Genomic DNA, 16,905 nt, shown 5'->3' on the forward strand with positions numbered 1-16,905 from the left:
CCGATGAGCGCGGAGCCGATCCTCGCCGATGCGCCATGGCTGATCTCCGGCGGCACCGCGCGCGTCCTGCAATTGCTCGATGCGGATGGCGAGGAGGCGCGGGTGGTCGGCGGCGCGGTGCGCAACGCGCTGCTCGGTCTTGTGCCCGGCGACATCGACATCGCGACCACGGCGCGGCCGGAGGAGGTGGTGCGGCGCGCCAAAGCCGCCGGCATCAAGAGCGTGCCGACCGGCATCGACCACGGCACCGTCACGCTGGTCATCGACGGGCATCCCTACGAAGTCACGACCCTGCGCGAGGATACCGAAACCTTCGGCCGCAAGGCCAAGGTCGCGTTCGGCCGCGACTGGGTGAAGGATGCCGAGCGGCGCGACTTCACCATGAACGGCCTGTCGGTCGATGCGACCGGTGTCGTGTACGACCATGTCGGCGGGATCGCGGACGCCAGAGCGCGCCGCGTGCGCTTCATCGGCGACCCCGACCAGCGCATCGCCGAGGATTATCTGCGCATCCTGCGCTTCTTCCGCATCCACGCCGCCTTCGGCGCCGGCGAGCCCGACCGCGACGGCTATCTCGCCTGCATCCGGGGACGTGGGGGCCTTGCCAGCCTGTCGGCCGAGCGGGTGCGCATGGAGATGCTGAAGCTGCTGGTGGCCGGCGGTGCGTCCGCCGCCGTGCTGGCCATGGCCGAGGGCGGATTGCTGCAGGCGCTGATCGGCGGCGTCGCCTATACCGGGCCGCTGGCGAGCATGGTCGCGATCGAGCGCGAGCTTGGCCTGCCGGCGAGCGTCACCCGGCGCCTGGCCGCGCTGACGGTGGCCGTGACGGAAGACGCCAAGCGCGTCGCCACGCGCCTGCGGCTCTCCAATGCCGAGGCCAAGGCGCTGGATTCGATGGGGCACCGCTGGTGGCGGTTTGCCGCCAAGGACGAGGCCAATGCACGGCGGCTGCTCTACCGGCTCGGTGCGGAGCGCTATCACGATCGCGTGTTGCTCGGCTGGGCGCGGGCGGCGGGCGACGTGCATTCGTCGCGCTGGCGCGAACTCGCCGAGCTGCCGCAGCGCTGGACTGCGCCGAAATTTCCGCTCCGCGCCGCCGACTTCATCGCGCGCGGGATGGCGGAAGGGCCCGCGCTCGGACATGTGTTGACGCTCGCCGAGGACGCTTGGCTTGCGGCGGATTTTCCACTAGAGGAAGCCGCGCTCGCTTCCATCGCAGATCAAGCTGCGGCACGCGTCAGCCGCGAACGGAAAACGTGACCATCGTATCGGGCTTCGCCGACATCTCGATCCTTCAGCTTCTGCTGGTCGCGTTGATGGCGTTGTTTGCTTCGATCATCGGTGGTCTCGCCGGCTACGGCACCGGCGCGCTGATGCCGCTGGTGCTGGTGCCCCTCGTCGGCGCCGAGCCCGTGGTGCCGATCATCGCGATCTCCGCGATCTTCACCAATTCGAGCCGTGCGCTCGCCTATGTCCGCTATGCCGACCGCCGCCGCGCGCTGATCGTGCTGGCCTGCGCGGCGCTGACGACCGCGCTCGGCGCCTACGGCTATACGCGCCTCACCAATGCGGGCGCCGCGCTCGTGATCGGCTCCATGCTGATCCTGAGCGTGCCGCTGCGCCGCGTGCTCCGCCGCCGCCAGGTCAGGATCGGCGACACCGGCCTTGCCGCAGGCTCGGTCGGCTACGGCGTGCTGGTCGGCGGCACCTCGGGCTCCGGCGTGATCCTGCTCTCGCTCTTGATGGCCGCGGGCCTCGAAGGCGCCGCCGTGATCGCGACCGATGCGATGATCTCGCTCGGCACCGGCCTGATCAAGATCTCGGTGTTCGGCCTCGCCGGCGCCGTGAATGCGCAGGTGCTCGCCTTCGCACTGCTGATCGGGGCGATCGCGATCCCCGGCGCATTCCTCGCCAAGGCGTTCGTCGAGCGGATGCCGGTGCACATCCACACCGCGATCCTAGATGCGGCGGTGATCACCGGCGGGCTGGTGATGATCTCGGCGGCGGCGCGGCAGCTCGTCGCGTAGGTGATCCTCGCGGCATTTGCGTCTGGATCGCGGATATTGGCCCCGTCGTCATTCCGGGGCGCGCCTCTTGGCGCGAGCCCGGAATCCATTCATCCATCGACGCTGCAGCCCGATGGATTCCGGGCTCGCGCGGCGCGCGCCCCGGAATGACGAGACGGGCCAGGGCGTGTGCCCAGGAACGTCAGGTTTCGCGCCCAAACCGGAAATCGCCAAGCATAACCGCCATCGGCGGCTTTTGACCCAACTCAGATATCGGCGCCAGCTTCCGTCTCGCGTTTTGCGTTCAGGACCACGGCGGCTCTTCGCCCGCCGCGGCTGCCTCGTGGTTGATCGTGACGCCCGCCGAACGTAACCCGGTCAGCAAGACAGTTCTTACCGAGGCGGGATCAAATCCAATATCCTTGGCGTTTGGTGGATGTGCCTCGCTGTCCTTCAATCGGAGCGCCAGGTGCAATTGCTCGCAAAGGTGCTGAACGACGCGATTGACTTGATCGTCAGTCATCGTTGGCTTCCTCCTGCTACCTTTTGTTCGACTAGGTAGCACAAAATAGGGCGGTACGCGATTGGACGGCCCCAAGCCCAACCCCACACTCGTGGACGGGCCGGCCCGTCTGGTACGCCGGAAGTGACTGGCAGCGATGGGACATTGAGTCCAATCAGCGCATGCGGATGAGCTTGACTAGTGCCGTTCGGCTTCGGCTTCCTGTTCCAACTGCAGGATGCGCGCCCGTAACGCGTCGAACGTCTCTTCGGCGGCCTCGCTGAACAGCGGATCCTCAGGATTGGTCATGGCCGAGGCGATCTCCGTCCAATCCTCAGGCTCGAGAGCCTTCAGGGCGGCGGGAAAGAAATCGCGATCTTCCTTCATGATGTGGCGCCGCTCGTGCTCGATGAAATCGCGAACGATGGCATCCACGTCCTGCCGAAGCAGTTCGCGGTCGGCAAGAACGTTGTCGACCGCATGAGCGACGCGGCGCAAGAGTTCGGCCCCTTTCTGGTGTTCGCGGGCGAGATCACCGACCTTCGAAGCCGCAGCCGGATCGCGAATTTGCAACTTGGCGAAGACCAGGTCTTCCTGAGGGTGGTGGTAAACCTCCGGGTAAAGTTCGAAGTAGCTGATAACCGCGCCAATAACCTCATAGTCGGGGCGGTCGCCGCGGTCGAAAACCTCAAGTTCCCGCTCGAGGATGGCGAGCAGTTTCTCAATGTTGCGGTGCTCTTGGCTTAAGCGCTCAATGATCATTGGTGCGATCCACAAGGTGACCGATTGAGAAGCTCTTGAAAGCTTAGCCCCAAGTCGCCTCAGCGCTTTGCGCTAGATCAAGCTCCGGAGGCATGGTGCGCCATCCGCCTGTTCTATGTCGCTTATTTTGCCAATAGCGCGTCACGAATGGGAGGTCCGGGCTTGGACCGAAGCGGAACTCACCCAACAAAATTGGAAACTCTTCCGCTGGTAGCTGTTTCTCGATAGCTCAACCGTTTAACGAATTATTAGGAGGCTCTACCGCAACTAGTTCTAGAAGAAAACAACAACCCTGCCGGGTTTCAATACCCGGAGTAATCGCGTGAATGTACCCGCTCTCCTGATCCCAGAAGATCTCATCGATCGCGGTGCTCGCTCAGATCGATCGGTCGCGACCACTGTGTTCGCCCTGCTCGCCATCGCGTCGCTTCTCCCCACGCTGCTCACGCCCATTCCGGCGATGGTCGATTACCTCAACCACCTCGCCCGCATGTATCTTCTGAGCCAAATGGGCACCGCCAATGCCAATCCATATTACCAGGCGGCCTGGGCCTTCTATCCCAATCTGGCGATGGACTTGGTGGTCCCGCCAATGGCGCGGCTGATCGGCGCCGAGAACGCGACTCGGCTGTTTCTTCTTTTCGGCCAGTTGTTGATCATCGGCGGCGCGCTTGCGCTCGAATGGGTTGTGAAGCGGCGCGTTCACCTCGCCGGCTTCGCGGCGCTCTTGTTCCTCTACTGCCTGCCGTTCACGTGGGGATTCGTCAACTTCGAATGCGCTCTCGGCATCGCGCTTTGGGGCATCGCCGCTTATCTGTTCGCCGCCGAGCAACCAACTCCGGTACGTTTCGCCGTCAACACAGCTTTCGTGGTGGTGCTGTTTGCGGCGCATTTCTTTTCCTTGGGGATCTATGGCGCGACGCTCGGGTTCTATGAGCTGTGGCGCGCCTTCGACCGGAAACTGCCTTACCGCGACGCCGCGCTCCGGCTCGTCACGCTCGCAATACCGGCCGTGGCGCTGTTGGTCGTCATGCGACTGACCGCGGGCTCTGTCGGAAGCGAGGGCACGTCTTGGTATTTTGACTACAAGCTGCTCTGGCCATTTTTTATCATGAACGGCTACAGCATGGCTGTCTCGGGGGCGAGCGCGCTCGTGCTAATGGCTGCGTTATACGTCGCCGCAAGGTGCGGCATGCTAAAGCTGCAGCCTGCCGGGATCTGGGTCGCAACTGGCTTCGCGCTCCTCTACCTTGCGATCCCGCCAAGGCTATTCGGCACGGCGTTCGCGGATATTCGGGTTCTTCCTGCGGCCGCTTTGATCCTTCCCGCCTTCTGTTCGCTGTCACTGCCGAGCCGACGATGGACGATGGCCGCGCTCGCCATTGTCGGCGGCATCACGCTGGCCAATCTGGCCGTCGTGCTCGTGGTCTGGCTGTCGTACCGTGGAGACTATTCAGCTTTCATTCGGTCTTTTCAGAAGATTGATCGTGGTTCGAAGATACTGATCGGGACCAGCGGAGAGGGCGATGATCCACCGTTCAAGGACCTCACTCAGTATCCAATGTATTATGCGCCGACCCTGGCGGTGCATTACGCCAATGCTTTCGTGCCGAACGTATTCGCCGAGGCCGGCAAGCAGCCGGTTCAGGCGCGGACCGAGGTCCGCCGTCTCGCCATTCCCTACGGTGGGCCTGTGCCGATACGCCTGCTGAGTGCAATCGCCGCAGGCCAGATGACGGCGTCCGACGACGCCGCCTTCATCCGCACCTGGTATCGAGATTACAACTATCTTTATCTGCTCGGCACCGGCGTGGCGAACCCGCTGCCAGACATGCTGAAGGAATTGGACAGGTCCGAGCGCTTCGTTCTCTACAAGATCCGCCGCACACCTTAGAGTATTTTCCTCTACGCGACGGACATGATTTCTCATCATCGATCATTCGCTGGAGCCCGTTTGCTCCTGACATTTTTTCTATAGGCATCCGCGGACGGCGGGCTCGCCGCAGCGATGCCGGCTGCGCGCTTAGCGCAGCAGTTGCCCTCGTGTAAGCGTGCCGATGATGAAGTTACGCCCGCAACTAGTGAGAACAATGAGAACAATAAGTCCCGACGCATCAGATGGCACCTGTCCGTAAGTCTGGTCGTGGCCCTTCTGCACCATGTGGCGATGTCCGCTCCTGCGCCGCGATTGGCGCAAAAGCGGACATCAGACGCTCCGGAGCCGAGCGCTCCGATCTAACTAGGACGCGGCCTTAGCCGCGCCTATTCCTCGTCTTCGTCGTCCTCGTCCTCTTCTTCATCCTCGTCCACCTCTTCCAGGTGTTCGAGCACGGCGAGCGGCAGCGTCTCGCGAAACAGGTCGCCTTCCACGCCCATCCAGAGGCAGATCACGTCGTCGCCTTTGACTTCTGCGACGGTCAGCGGCTGGCCGCCGGATTTGAGCATGACGATATCGCCGGCTTTCAGTTCCATGGATGGTCCTTTCGGGTTGATTGACTTGAGAGGCTAGCAAGCCGGCATGACACGCCGATCACGGACTGCGGGATCAGTGGATGTGCTGCGGCAGCGCGCATCCGCTGCCAAGGCTGCTGAAACGCCGACGACGGAGCTTCAGGCCGGGAGCGGGACCATGACGGAGGCAAGGGCGCCTGCGCGATGGGTTGCGCAGGGGCTTGTCTGTCCCATGCGCCGCGATGATGGCATCATGCGCCTGTTTCGCCCGACGGGTCAAACGGTTTCGTAAAATCCGTAAGTCGTTGATTTTGCTGCAGCCGGCTACTGTGCATGGGGTTGTTTTTCGCGTTTTTGTTTCGCGCCCTGGTTACGACCGGTCCGGCACCAGCTCGGTCAGCGAGCGGATGATGCGATCGGGCTTCACGGCCGAGCCTTCGGGCAGGCCGTCGCCATGCACGTCGATCCAGATCGAATAGATGCCGAGGCGCTGCGGCGTCACGACTTCCCATTCGAGGTTGTCGCCGATCATCCAGGTGTCATCAGCGGCGACGCCAAGCGCGTCCATCGCGTGCAGATAGGCGCGCTCCTCCGGCTTGCCGAAGCCGTGCTCGCCCTCGATCTGGATGTGGTGGAAGCGGTGCGCGAGCTCGAAGCGCTCGACCTTGGCGCGCTGGGTGTCGGCGGCGCCGTTGGTCACCAGTGCGAGCTTGATGCCGAGCGCCTTCAACTTGTCGATCGCCTCGTGCGCGCCGGGGAAGACGAACATCTCCTCCTCGCGATAGGCGGTGAAGCGGTCGGCGAGGCGGACGGCGAGATCATCTGGCAGGGCGCGGTGGCCGGCGGCCGCGAGCGCGGCGAAGCCGCCCTTGACCGTGAGGTGCCGGGCCTCGGCGAGCTTCATCCGCCAGGCGGCTTCCGCATTGGCCCAGAAGTTTCGCGCGAAAGCCAGGACCGCGGTCGCGACTTCTCGCGGCGGCAGCGGCGCAAGCTCCTCGGCGAACTCGTTCGCGATCGTGTTCCAGGCGATCTCGGGCCGGCCATAAGCCGACAGGATGGTGTCGTCCATGTCGATCAGCATGGCGCGGGGGAGGGGCCTCACGATGGTCATGGCCATTTCACCTCCGGCGGCAGCGACGACAGGATCGAATCCACATTGCCGCCGGTCTTGAGCCCGAAGATGGTGCCCCGGTCGTAGAGCAGGTTGAACTCGACATAGCGGCCGCGCCGGATCAGTTGCTCCTCGCGGTCGGCAGCGGTCCAGGCGCTCGCGAAATTGCGCCGCACGATGTCGGGATAGATCTTCAGGAAGGCGCGGCCGACGTCCTGGGTGAAGGCGAGGTCGGCGTCCCAGTCGCCGCTATCGTGCCAGTCATAGAAGATGCCGCCGATGCCGCGCGCCTCTTTCCGGTGCGGCAGGTAGAAATACTCGTCGCACCATTTCTTGTACTTGTCGTAATCGGCAACGCCGTTCGGCTGCGCGCAGGCCTCTTTCATCGCAGCGTGAAAGGCGATGCTGTCGGCGTCGTCCTGCGTGCGCCGGCGATCCAGCACCGGCGTCAGATCGGCGCCGCCGCCGAACCAGGCCTTGGTGGTGACGACGAAGCGCGTGTTCATGTGCACGGCGGGCACGTGCGGGTTGCGCAGATGCGCGATCAGCGAGATGCCGGAGGCCCAGAACCGCGGATCGTCCGCCGCGCCGGGAATCTGCGCTCGAAACTCGGGCGCGAACTCGCCGTGCACGGTCGAGCAATGCACGCCGACCTTCTCGAACAGCCGGCCCGACATCATCGACATCACGCCGCCGCCGCCGGCCGCACCGCTATGATCGGTGCGCTGCCAGGGCGTCCGCGTGAAGCGGCCAGCCTCGCCCGGATAGAGGCCTTGCGGGGCGTCGTCCTCCAGCCGCTCGAAGCTCGCGCAGATGTCGTCGCGCAAAGCTTCGAACCAGGCGCGGGCGCGCGTCTTGCGGTCTTCGATCGTCGAAACGTCCATATTCAATTCCCGAACGGACCTGCCGTAGGGTGGGCAAAGGCGCCCTTGCGCCGTGCCCACCATCTATCACCATTTGTCTTGATTGGTGGGCACGCTACGCTTTGCCCACCCTACGAAATCTAACCTTGCGGACCGTAATAGGTGCAGCTCTCGTTGCAACTGTCGCGATGGATGCTGACGCGGGTGAGCTTGCCGATATGCGCCAGCCGCTCCCAGACGAAGCGCGAGAGGTTTTCCAGCGTAGGCTTGCCCAGCGCCTCGATCTTGTTGAGGAACTTGTGGTCCAGCATCAAGCGCACGTCCTCGATGGCGCGCTGGAGGAGGCCGAGATCGACCACCATGCCGGTCGCAGGGTCCGGGGTGCCGCGCACAGTCACCTCGGCGCGGAAGGAGTGGCCGTGGATCTCTTCGCTGGCCGCGCCGAACGTCGTTCCCGACAGTGAATGCGCCGCCTCGAAGCGGAACGATTTCGTCAATTCCCACATCTGTTCGAAAACCAATCCTATCTGATGCCGAGCGATTTGTGCGTCTGCACGCTGAGCCGCCATTGCGGATGGCGCAGGCAGTAGTCGATCGCGCGCGCGGTGTTCTCGGCAACCTCGGGCCCGTCCATCGGCTGCAGCGAGAAGCGCTCGAAGGCGAGGCCTTCGAAGGTCTCCGGCGCGGCGAGGGCCTGCGGATAGACCAGCTTCAACTCGTGGCCACGGCGCAGCACCAGCTCGCTGCCGCCCTTGGGGCTGACGCAGATCCAGTCGAGGCCATCCGGTGCGGCAATCGTGCCGTTGGTCTCGACGCCGATCTCGAAGCCTCGCGCATGCAGCGCATCGATCAGCGCATCGTCGACCTGGAGCAGCGGTTCGCCGCCGGTGAGCACCACGTAGCGGTTGGCATTGGAGGCGGTCCATTGTGCCGCGATGGTGTCGGCGAGCTCCGCGGCCGACGCGTAGCGGCCGCCGAGCGTGCCGTCGGTGCCGACGAAATCGGTGTCGCAGAATTTGCAGGTCGCGTCCTGACGGTCGGCCTCGCGTCCGCTCCACAGATTGCAGCCGGCAAAGCGGCAGAACACGGACGCGCGCCCGGCATGGGCGCCTTCGCCTTGCAGGGTCAGGAAGATTTCCTTGACCGCGTAACTCAATGGTCTCTCCTCAACATGTCAACCTTGCGGGTTCCGGATCTGCCGCAGCGCCTCGCCTGCGGCCATCGCCGCGGTCATGGCGACATTGAGCGACCGCAGTCCCGGGGCGATCGGGATCACCAGCCGCGCATCCGCGGCCTCGACCACCGCGTCGGTGACGCCGGCGCTCTCGCGCCCGAATAGCAGGATGTCCGACGTCTGGTAACGGAAATCGCGGTAGTCGGTGGCGGCCTTCGTGGTGAACAGCAGCAGCCGGCAGCCCTGTGCCGCGCGCCACTCCTCGAATTGCGGCCAGGAGACATGGCGGGTGATGCTGACTTGGTCGAGGTAATCCATTCCCGCCCGGCGGAAATGCCGGTCGGAGACGGGGAACCCTGCCGGTTCGATGATGTGGGCGGCCAGCCCCAGGCAGGCGCAGAGCCTGAGAATCGTGCCGGTGTTCTGGGGGATGTCGGGCTGGAAGAGCGCTATCTGCATGGGCGGCGGCGGGTTGGTTGTGGGCCGGAAATGTCTCAATAAAACATCGCTGGCCGCGGAATTCGTGCATTGCACGCTTCCCCGCCGTTAGCGGGCTTGCGCTCGCCCGGCAAGGGTGCCAATAGAACGATTCTGGACTGCTGTTTTCGCTTGTTTTGGCGGGGACAAGCGAAGTTCTGCCGCCGCGGGGGGTCGCGGGCGCCGGCAGCCAGTTCTGGGGACCTTGGGGGCCCCCGGAGCGGTTCCACCGGTAGCATAAGAAGAAAGGGTTGGAATCGTGACGACAGCGTCTTCGGCGGACCATCCGACACGCCGTGATTTCTTATTCGTTGCAACGGGGGCAGCTGCAGCAGTAGGGGGCGCAGCTGCGCTCTGGCCCTTCATCTCCCAAATGAATCCTGATGCCTCGACCATCGCGGCCGGTGCGCCGATCGAGGTCGATCTCAGCCCGATCGCCGAGGGCCAGGACATCAAGGTATTCTGGCGCGGCAAGCCGATCTACATCAGCCACCGCACCAAGAAGCAGATCGACGAGGCGCGCGCCGTCAACGTGGCGAGCCTGCCCGATCCGCAGAGCGACGAGGCCCGGGTCAAGTCCGGCCATGAGCAGTGGCTGGTCGTGATCGGTATCTGCACCCATCTCGGCTGCATCCCGATCGCTCATGAGGGCAACTACGACGGGTTCTTCTGCCCCTGCCATGGTTCGCAGTACGATTCGTCCGGCCGCATCCGTCAGGGGCCCGCGCCCGCGAACCTGCCGGTGCCGCCGTACCAGTTCGTTTCCGACACCAAAATCCAGATCGGCTGAGCTTCGGACCCTCGTCCGAAGCTTCGCGCCGTCTCGTCGTATTATTTCCTCAGGATCGCATCATGAGCGGACCATCCGACTACCAGCCGAGCAATCCGGCCCTGCAATGGATCGAGCGGCGCCTGCCGATCCTCGGCCTCATGCACTCCTCCTTCGTCGCCTACCCCACTCCGCGCAATCTGAACTACTGGTGGACGTTCGGCGCCATCCTCTCCTTCATGCTGGGGATGCAGATCCTGACCGGCGTGATCCTGGCGATGCACTACACGCCGCATGCCGATCTCGCCTTCAAGTCGGTCGAGCTGATCGTCCGCGACGTCAACTACGGCTGGCTGCTGCGCAACATGCATGCCTGTGGCGCGTCGATGTTCTTCTTCGCGGTCTACGTCCACATGCTACGCGGCCTCTATTACGGTTCCTACAAGGAGCCGCGTGAGGTGCTGTGGATCCTCGGCGTCATCATCTACCTCCTGATGATGGCGACCGGCTTCATGGGCTACGTGCTCCCCTGGGGCCAGATGAGCTTCTGGGGGGCCACCGTCATCACCAACCTGTTCTCCGCCATTCCCTATTTCGGCGAGAGCATCGTGACGCTGCTGTGGGGCGGCTATTCGGTCGGCAATCCGACGCTGAACCGCTTCTTCTCGCTGCATTATCTGCTGCCGTTCCTGATCGCGGGCGTCGTCGTGCTCCACGTCTGGGCGCTGCATGTCGCCGGCCAGAACAATCCTGAGGGCGTCGAGCCGAAATCGGAAAAGGACACGGTGCCGTTCACGCCGCATGCCACCATCAAGGACATGTTCGGTGTCGCCTGCTTCCTGCTGCTCTACGCCTGGTTCATCTTCTACATGCCGAACTATCTCGGCGACGCCGACAACTACATTCCGGCGAACCCGGGCGTGACGCCGCCGCACATCGTGCCGGAATGGTATTACCTGCCGTTCTACGCGATCCTGCGCTCGATCCCGAACAAGCTCGCGGGCGTGATCGGGATGTTCTCGGCGATCATCATCCTGTGCTTCCTGCCCTGGCTCGATGCCGCCAAGACCAGGTCGTCGAAGTACCGTCCGCTGGCCAAGCAGTTCTTCTGGATCTTCGTCGCGGTCTGCATCCTGCTCGGCTATCTCGGTGCGCAGCCGCCGGAAGGCATCTACGTGATCGCCGGCCGGGTCCTGACGGTCTGCTACTTCGCCTATTTCCTGATCGTGCTGCCGCTGCTCTCGCGCATCGAGACGCCGCGGCCGGTGCCGAACTCGATCTCGGAGGCGATCCTGGCCAAGGGCGGCAAGGCGGTGGCCTCCGTCGCCATCGCGCTCGTCGCCGCCGGCGCGCTGTTCCTCGGCAGCTTGCAGGACGCGCGCGCCAACGAAGGCAGCGACAAGCCGCCGGGCAACAAATGGTCGTTCGCCGGTCCCTTCGGCAAGTTCGACCGCGGCGCGCTCCAGCGCGGCCTGAAGGTCTACAAGGAAGTCTGCGCCAGCTGCCACGGCCTGTCCTACATCGCCTTCCGCAACCTCGCGGAAGCCGGCGGCCCCAGCTATTCGGTGGCGCAGGTGGCGGCGTTCGCGTCGGATTACAAGATCAAGGACGGTCCGAACGATGCCGGCGACATGTTCGAGCGCCCGGGCCGGCCGGCCGACTACTTCCCCTCGCCATTTCCGAACGAGCAGGCAGCCCGTGCGGCGAACGGCGGTGCGGCGCCGCCCGACCTGTCGCTGATCACCAAGGCGCGCTCCTACGGCCGCGGCTTCCCCTGGTTCATCTTCGACTTCTTCACCCAGTACCAGGAGCAGGGCCCGGACTACGTCTCGGCGGTGCTCCAGGGTTTTGAGGAGAAGGTGCCGGAGGGTGTGACCATTCCGGAGGGCTCCTACTACAACAAGTACTTCCCGGGCCATGCCATCAAGATGCCGAAGCCGCTCAGCGACGGCCAGGTGACCTATGACGACGGCTCGCCGGCCACGGTCGCGCAATATTCCAAGGACGTCACCACGTTCCTGATGTGGACCGCCGAGCCGCACATGGAAGCGCGCAAGCGCCTGGGCTTCCAGGTGTTCGTGTTCCTGATCATCTTCGCCGGCCTGATGTACTTCACCAAGAAGAAGGTCTGGGCCGACTCGCACTGAGCGGCGTGAGACGAGAATGAAAAGGCCCCCGCTAGGGGGCTTTTTTGTTGCCGTCATTCCGGGGCGATGCGTAAGCACCGAGCCCGGAATCTCGAGATTCCGGGTTCGCACTTCGTGCGCCCCGGAATGACGGGACTGTGGATTGCGCCGCGCGCCCCCAGCGGCCAAAATGCCGCCAACCGCTCCCTCAGAAACTCACCGGAGGACACCATGGGAACCGCCATCACCTTCAAGCGCCCGGACGGCAAGGACGCATCGGGCTATCTCGCCAATGCCGCGCGCGGCAACGCGCCGGGCGTGGTCGTGATCCAGGAATGGTGGGGGCTGTCGGACCAGATCAAGGGCCTGTGCGACCGCTTTGCGCTGGCCGGCTTCGACGCGCTCGCGCCCGACCTCTACAAGGGCAAGGTGGTGCCGTATCACGACATGGAGAGCGCCAACAAGGAAATGAACTCGCTCGACTTCATGGACGCCACCACGCAGACCGTGCGCGGCGCCACGCAATATCTGTCGCGCAACGGCGCCAAGGTCGGGCTGACAGGCTTCTGCCTCGGCGGCGCCGTCACCATCATCGGCGCGACCAAGATCCCGGAGCTCGCGGCCGGCGTCGTGTTCTACGGCATTCCGCCGGAGCAGGCGGCCAAGCCCGCCGACGTCAAGATTCCGCTCCAGGCCCATTTCGCCAACAAGGACGATTGGTGCACGCCGGAGCTGGTCAACGGCTTCGAAAAGGCCATGAAGGCCGCCGGCAAGTCGCTGGAGCTGTTCCGCTATGACGCCGAGCACGCCTTCGTCAACGAGCAGCGCCAGGCCGTGCACGACCGCGAAGCCGCCGAGCTCGCCTGGGGCAGGGCGACGGAGTTCTTCCGGAAGCATCTGGGGTAACGGGGGCGGCCTGCGGCGCGAGCCAACTAACGTCTCTTGCTGGACCACGACTGCAATTGCCTTTTGCAACTATAAGCCGTAGTTGCATGGCGTTTCGCCATGGTGAACGTGGGAGGCGTAATGATCGAAGGAAGCCGGTTAACAACAGTTGTCGTGTCTCTCGATGCGCTGGAGGCGGCTCAAGCACCTGAGAAGGCTGACTACCTGACCGAGGCGGTGGTCTACTACGTCAATGAAATTCAACGCGTCGGCGTCTACAAGGGACGTGAACTGCCGGCTGTGGCCATGCAGGCCTATCACGCCGACTACTATCTCGCTCAGGTCAACAACGGCGGTCACAGTCAGTTCATCGGTAACACGGGCGTTGCGATGCTGCCGACGACATCTGGCGATGCGCTCGCTGGACTGAAGGCTATGGGAGCGGCCGCGCAACACCAGATCCTGCAGGAAATGATGGACTGGGTGAAAGCCAATCCCGGCGAGGCTGCACTGCAAAACGGCTTCGGGGAGCGCGCCGCGCCGCTCGATGCGCTTGACCGTCGCTTCTATGAGGCCGAACGACAGCAACCAATGACGCAGCTGGCAGCCCGGTGGATCGCGAGCTGGCCCGAATTGCGCGCCGTAGCCAAGCAGCAATACGCATCCGAAATCCAGCGGCTTGCGCAACTTAATCCGCATCTGTCGCAGCGACGGATCTGGCGAGGCGTTCGCCAGATCCGCTTCCAGATGACTGACCGCTTGCAAATCACGGTCGCCGCCGCATGCGGGGCGGTGGCGCCCGAGCCAGAGCTCAAGCTCATGGTTCTTGCAGGAAGCAGTATGGAGGTGGAAGGGCAGCAATGCATGGCCTTCGGCGTTAAGACAGATAAGGGCGCGCGACTCTGCGTTTATGAGGATGCGGGTGGACAACTTTATGAGTACGGCCCGGGCAGCCAGAGCCCGAAGCCTGCGGAAATGCATGAAATTTTGAAGAGCTTTCCGCCATCACTGGTGGGCGGGCGGCTATCTGTTGTGGGGGCTGACGCGATCCGGAATTTCTCGAGGATCGCCGAGCAAAACCTTGCAGCCGAAGCCATCGACCTGCTGTTGCGGAAGTCGGGTCTGGATCCGACCGCGATGATCACGGCGTTGGACGTGAGCGACGACCGGGCGGCATGGTATGCGGTCACAGGAAAGACCTGCGTTTTGATTGAAACCTTGGGCGACCGTGCCAACGTGATCGGACCTGGCGGCAAGCCCGCGCTCACGGTCACGCGGGCGGAAATCGAACGACATGCCGCGGAGGCGGCTGTGGGGCGCGACAGCCTGGAGATCCAGGCATAAGCCGCAACGCGATCCGCGCCATTTTGGTGATCGAGGCCGCCCGGCCGCCCTTGACGCCGTCCCCGCGCCATGGTGAGTATCCGCCCATGAGCACCGCCGTCCGCCCAGCCCGTCTTTGGTGGCGCACCTCCTAAGAGGTGGCCGGTGCGATTTCTTTTCCCAAAATCGTCGAAGGTCGCCCACGCAGTGCGGCGGCCTGATCGTTTGTCCTGTGTGGCGTTCCCTCGGCAAGTTTCGTAAGAGGACGACATGAACAGGACAGTCTTTGCCCTCCCGGCCAGAAGCGATTACGTGACCCGCGCGGGTCTCGCGATCACGCGCGTGGCGGAGCAGTTTACCGGCGGCGCGAGCCGGCTCGACGATCTCGTCAACCTGCTCGACCGACGCCGCGGCGTGGTGCTGTCGTCGGGCACGACCGTGCCGGGCCGCTACGAGAGTTTTGACCTCGGCTTCTCCGATCCGCCGCTCAAGCTCGAGACCACGGGCGTCGATTTCAAGCTGGAAGCGCTGAACGAGCGCGGCCAGGTCCTGATCGCCTTCCTTGCCGACGTCCTGCGCGAGCCCTGCGTGGTGATCTCGGAGAAGACCGCTTCGCGCCTCGCCGGCCACATCATCCGCGGCGATGCCCCGGTCGAGGAAGACCAACGCACCCGGCGCGCCAGCGTGGTGTCGCTGGTGCGCGACCTCGTCGCCGCCTTCTCCGCCAATGACGACGGGCTGCTCGGCCTGTTCGGCGCCTTCGCCTACGATCTCGTGTTCCAGATCGAGGATCTCGTGCAGAAGCGCGCGCGCGAGAGCGACCAGCGCGACATCGTGCTCTACGTTCCCGATCGCCTGCTGGCCTATGACCGCGCCACCGGCCGCGGCGTCGTGCTCAGCTACGACTTCACGTGGAAGGGCAGATCCACCGAGGGCCTGCCGCGCGAGACCGCCGACAGCCCGTACATGAAGACACCGCGCCAGGGCTTTGCCGATCATGCGCCCGGCGAATACCAGGCCACCGTCGAGACCGCGCGCGCGGCCTTTGCCCGCGGCGATCTGTTCGAGGCCGTGCCGGGCCAGCTGTTCGCCGAGCCCTGCGATCGTTCGCCGGCGGAAGTCTTCCAGCGCCTCTGCGTCATCAACCCGTCGCCCTACGGCGCGCTGATGAATCTCGGCGACGGCGAGTTTCTCGTCTCCGCCTCGCCCGAGATGTTCGTGCGTTCGGACGGCCGCCGCGTCGAGACCTGCCCGATCTCGGGCACCATCGCGCGCGGCACCGATGCGATCGGCGATGCCGAGCAGATCCGCCAGCTCCTGAATTCGGAGAAGGACGAGTTCGAGCTCAACATGTGCACCGACGTCGATCGCAACGACAAGGCGCGCGTCTGCGTCCCCGGCACCATCAAGGTGCTGGCGCGCCGGCAGATCGAGACCTACTCAAAACTGTTCCACACCGTCGACCACGTCGAGGGCATGCTGCGTCCCGGCTTCGACGCGCTCGATGCCTTCCTCACCCACGCCTGGGCCGTCACCGTGACAGGTGCGCCGAAGCTCTGGGCGATGCAGTTCGTCGAGGATCACGAGCGGTCGCCGCGGCGCTGGTATGCGGGTGCGATCGGCGCGGTGAATTTTGACGGCAGCATCAATACCGGCCTCACCATCCGCACCATCCGCATGAAGGATGGTCTCGCCGAGGTGCGCGTCGGCGCCACCTGCCTGTTCGATTCCGATCCCGCTGCCGAGGACCGCGAATGCCAGGTCAAGGCTGCGGCGCTGTTCCAGGCGCTGCGCGGCGATCCGCCAAAGCCGCTCTCGACCTTCGCGCCCGATGCGACCGGAAGCGGCAAGCGGGTGCTGCTGATCGACCACGACGACAGCTTCGTGCACATGCTCGCCGACTATTTCCGCCAGGTCGGCGCCAGCGTCACCGTGGTCCGCTATGTGCATGCGCTCGACATGCTCAAGCAGAAGAGGTGGGATTTGCTGGTGCTGTCGCCCGGCCCGGGCAGGCCCGAAGATTTCGGGATCAAGAAGACGATCGATGCGGCGCTGGAGAACAAGCTGCCGGTGTTCGGCGTCTGCCTCGGCGTGCAGGCGATCGGCGAATATTTTGGCGGCGAGCTCGGCCAGCTCACGCATCCCGCCCACGGTCGGCCCTCGCGGGTGCAGGTGCGGGGCGGCCGCCTGATGCGCAATCTGCCGAACGAGATCGTGATCGGCCGCTATCACTCGCTCTATGTCGAGCGCGACAGCATGCCGGAGGTTTTGTCCGTCACCGCCAGCACCGAGGACGGCGTCGCCATGGCGCTGGAGCACAAGACCCTGCCGGTCGCGGGCGTGCAATTCCACCCGGAGTCGCTGATGTCGCTCGGCGGCGAGGTGGGACTACGTATTGTCGAGAATGCGTTCCGGCTGGATGCTGGGGCGAATTGAGTGCATGTTTCATGCTCGTC

Annotated in this window: 16 protein-coding genes; 8 read left to right on the forward strand and 8 right to left on the reverse strand. The window is 64.3% G+C overall.

The annotated features are described in order from the left end of the window. Positions 1 to 3: 3 nt before the first annotated feature. A complete protein-coding gene (locus tag WN73_RS41250) occupies positions 4 to 1,260 on the forward strand; it encodes a CCA tRNA nucleotidyltransferase (RefSeq protein WP_161536102.1) in 1,257 nt (418 codons plus the stop codon). Then, positions 1,257 to 2,027 carry a sulfite exporter TauE/SafE family protein gene (locus WN73_RS41255; RefSeq protein WP_271558056.1) on the forward strand — a complete coding sequence of 257 codons (771 nt, stop codon included), beginning with the start codon at positions 1,257 to 1,259 and terminating at the stop codon, positions 2,025 to 2,027. The genes WN73_RS41250 and WN73_RS41255 overlap by 4 nt, the downstream gene beginning before the upstream one ends. Positions 2,028 to 2,310: 283 nt before the next feature. Here the strand turns inward: WN73_RS41255 and WN73_RS41260 are convergent, their stop codons facing one another. Next, complete coding sequence (locus WN73_RS41260) at positions 2,311 to 2,529, reverse strand: hypothetical protein (RefSeq protein WP_039183971.1); 219 nt, start codon at positions 2,527 to 2,529, stop codon at positions 2,311 to 2,313. Between the two features lie 177 nt (positions 2,530 to 2,706). Next, positions 2,707 to 3,270 (reverse strand): hemerythrin domain-containing protein, encoded by a 564-nt coding sequence (locus WN73_RS41265; RefSeq protein WP_271558058.1) that lies wholly within the window; start codon positions 3,268 to 3,270, stop codon positions 2,707 to 2,709. A gap of 322 nt (positions 3,271 to 3,592) precedes the next feature. On the opposite strand from WN73_RS41265, the gene WN73_RS41270 reads away from it, so the two are divergent. Next, a complete protein-coding gene (locus WN73_RS41270) occupies positions 3,593 to 5,164 on the forward strand; it encodes a hypothetical protein (protein ID WP_271558059.1) in 1,572 nt (523 codons plus the stop codon). 368 nt (positions 5,165 to 5,532) lie between these two features. Here WN73_RS41270 and WN73_RS41275 read toward each other — a convergent pair whose 3' ends face one another. The 6 genes from WN73_RS41275 to WN73_RS41300 form a co-directional block, all read right to left on the reverse strand. Then, positions 5,533 to 5,742 carry a YodC family protein gene (locus tag WN73_RS41275; RefSeq protein WP_011085266.1) on the reverse strand — a complete coding sequence of 70 codons (210 nt, stop codon included), beginning with the start codon at positions 5,740 to 5,742 and terminating at the stop codon, positions 5,533 to 5,535. 349 nt (positions 5,743 to 6,091) lie between these two features. Further along, positions 6,092 to 6,838: an HAD family hydrolase gene (locus WN73_RS41280; RefSeq protein WP_271558061.1), complete on the reverse strand. Its 747-nt coding sequence runs from the start codon at positions 6,836 to 6,838 to the stop codon at positions 6,092 to 6,094. Then, positions 6,829 to 7,716: an oxygen-dependent coproporphyrinogen oxidase gene (gene hemF, locus WN73_RS41285; RefSeq protein ID WP_060910837.1), complete on the reverse strand. Its 888-nt coding sequence runs from the start codon at positions 7,714 to 7,716 to the stop codon at positions 6,829 to 6,831. Before hemF ends, WN73_RS41280 begins: the two co-directional genes overlap by 10 nt. A 119-nt stretch (positions 7,717 to 7,835) precedes the next feature. Further along, on the reverse strand, positions 7,836 to 8,201 hold the full coding sequence (locus tag WN73_RS41290) for a 6-pyruvoyl trahydropterin synthase family protein (RefSeq protein ID WP_060912954.1): 366 nt from the start codon (positions 8,199 to 8,201) through the stop codon (positions 7,836 to 7,838). A 17-nt stretch (positions 8,202 to 8,218) separates the two neighbouring features. Beyond that, a complete protein-coding gene (gene queE / locus WN73_RS41295; RefSeq protein ID WP_271558064.1) occupies positions 8,219 to 8,851 on the reverse strand; it encodes a 7-carboxy-7-deazaguanine synthase in 633 nt (210 codons plus the stop codon). A gap of 18 nt (positions 8,852 to 8,869) precedes the next feature. Beyond that, positions 8,870 to 9,328 carry a tRNA (cytidine(34)-2'-O)-methyltransferase gene (locus WN73_RS41300; protein WP_011085271.1) on the reverse strand — a complete coding sequence of 153 codons (459 nt, stop codon included), beginning with the start codon at positions 9,326 to 9,328 and terminating at the stop codon, positions 8,870 to 8,872. A gap of 277 nt (positions 9,329 to 9,605) precedes the next feature. On the opposite strand from WN73_RS41300, the gene petA reads away from it, so the two are divergent. The 5 genes from petA (at position 9,606) to WN73_RS41325 (ending at position 16,885) form a co-directional block, all read left to right on the forward strand. Beyond that, positions 9,606 to 10,136 (forward strand): ubiquinol-cytochrome c reductase iron-sulfur subunit, encoded by a 531-nt coding sequence (petA, locus tag WN73_RS41305; RefSeq protein ID WP_011085272.1) that lies wholly within the window; start codon positions 9,606 to 9,608, stop codon positions 10,134 to 10,136. A gap of 62 nt (positions 10,137 to 10,198) precedes the next feature. Beyond that, the gene (gene fbcH / locus WN73_RS41310) at positions 10,199 to 12,262 is read left to right on the forward strand and encodes a cytochrome b/c1 (protein WP_011085273.1); all 2,064 of its coding nucleotides are present in this window, start codon (positions 10,199 to 10,201) and stop codon (positions 12,260 to 12,262) included. Between the two features lie 210 nt (positions 12,263 to 12,472). After that, complete coding sequence (locus WN73_RS41315; protein ID WP_011085274.1) at positions 12,473 to 13,147, forward strand: dienelactone hydrolase family protein; 675 nt, start codon at positions 12,473 to 12,475, stop codon at positions 13,145 to 13,147. Between the two features lie 120 nt (positions 13,148 to 13,267). After that, positions 13,268 to 14,470: a DMP19 family protein gene (locus WN73_RS41320; protein ID WP_231166656.1), complete on the forward strand. Its 1,203-nt coding sequence runs from the start codon at positions 13,268 to 13,270 to the stop codon at positions 14,468 to 14,470. Between the two features lie 249 nt (positions 14,471 to 14,719). Further along, a complete protein-coding gene (locus WN73_RS41325; protein ID WP_028175025.1) occupies positions 14,720 to 16,885 on the forward strand; it encodes an anthranilate synthase component I in 2,166 nt (721 codons plus the stop codon). Positions 16,886 to 16,905: the final 20 nt, after the last annotated feature.

The organism is Bradyrhizobium sp. CCBAU 45394 (assembly GCF_028128655.1).
Classification (GTDB): Bacteria; Pseudomonadota; Alphaproteobacteria; order Rhizobiales; family Xanthobacteraceae; genus Bradyrhizobium; species Bradyrhizobium diazoefficiens.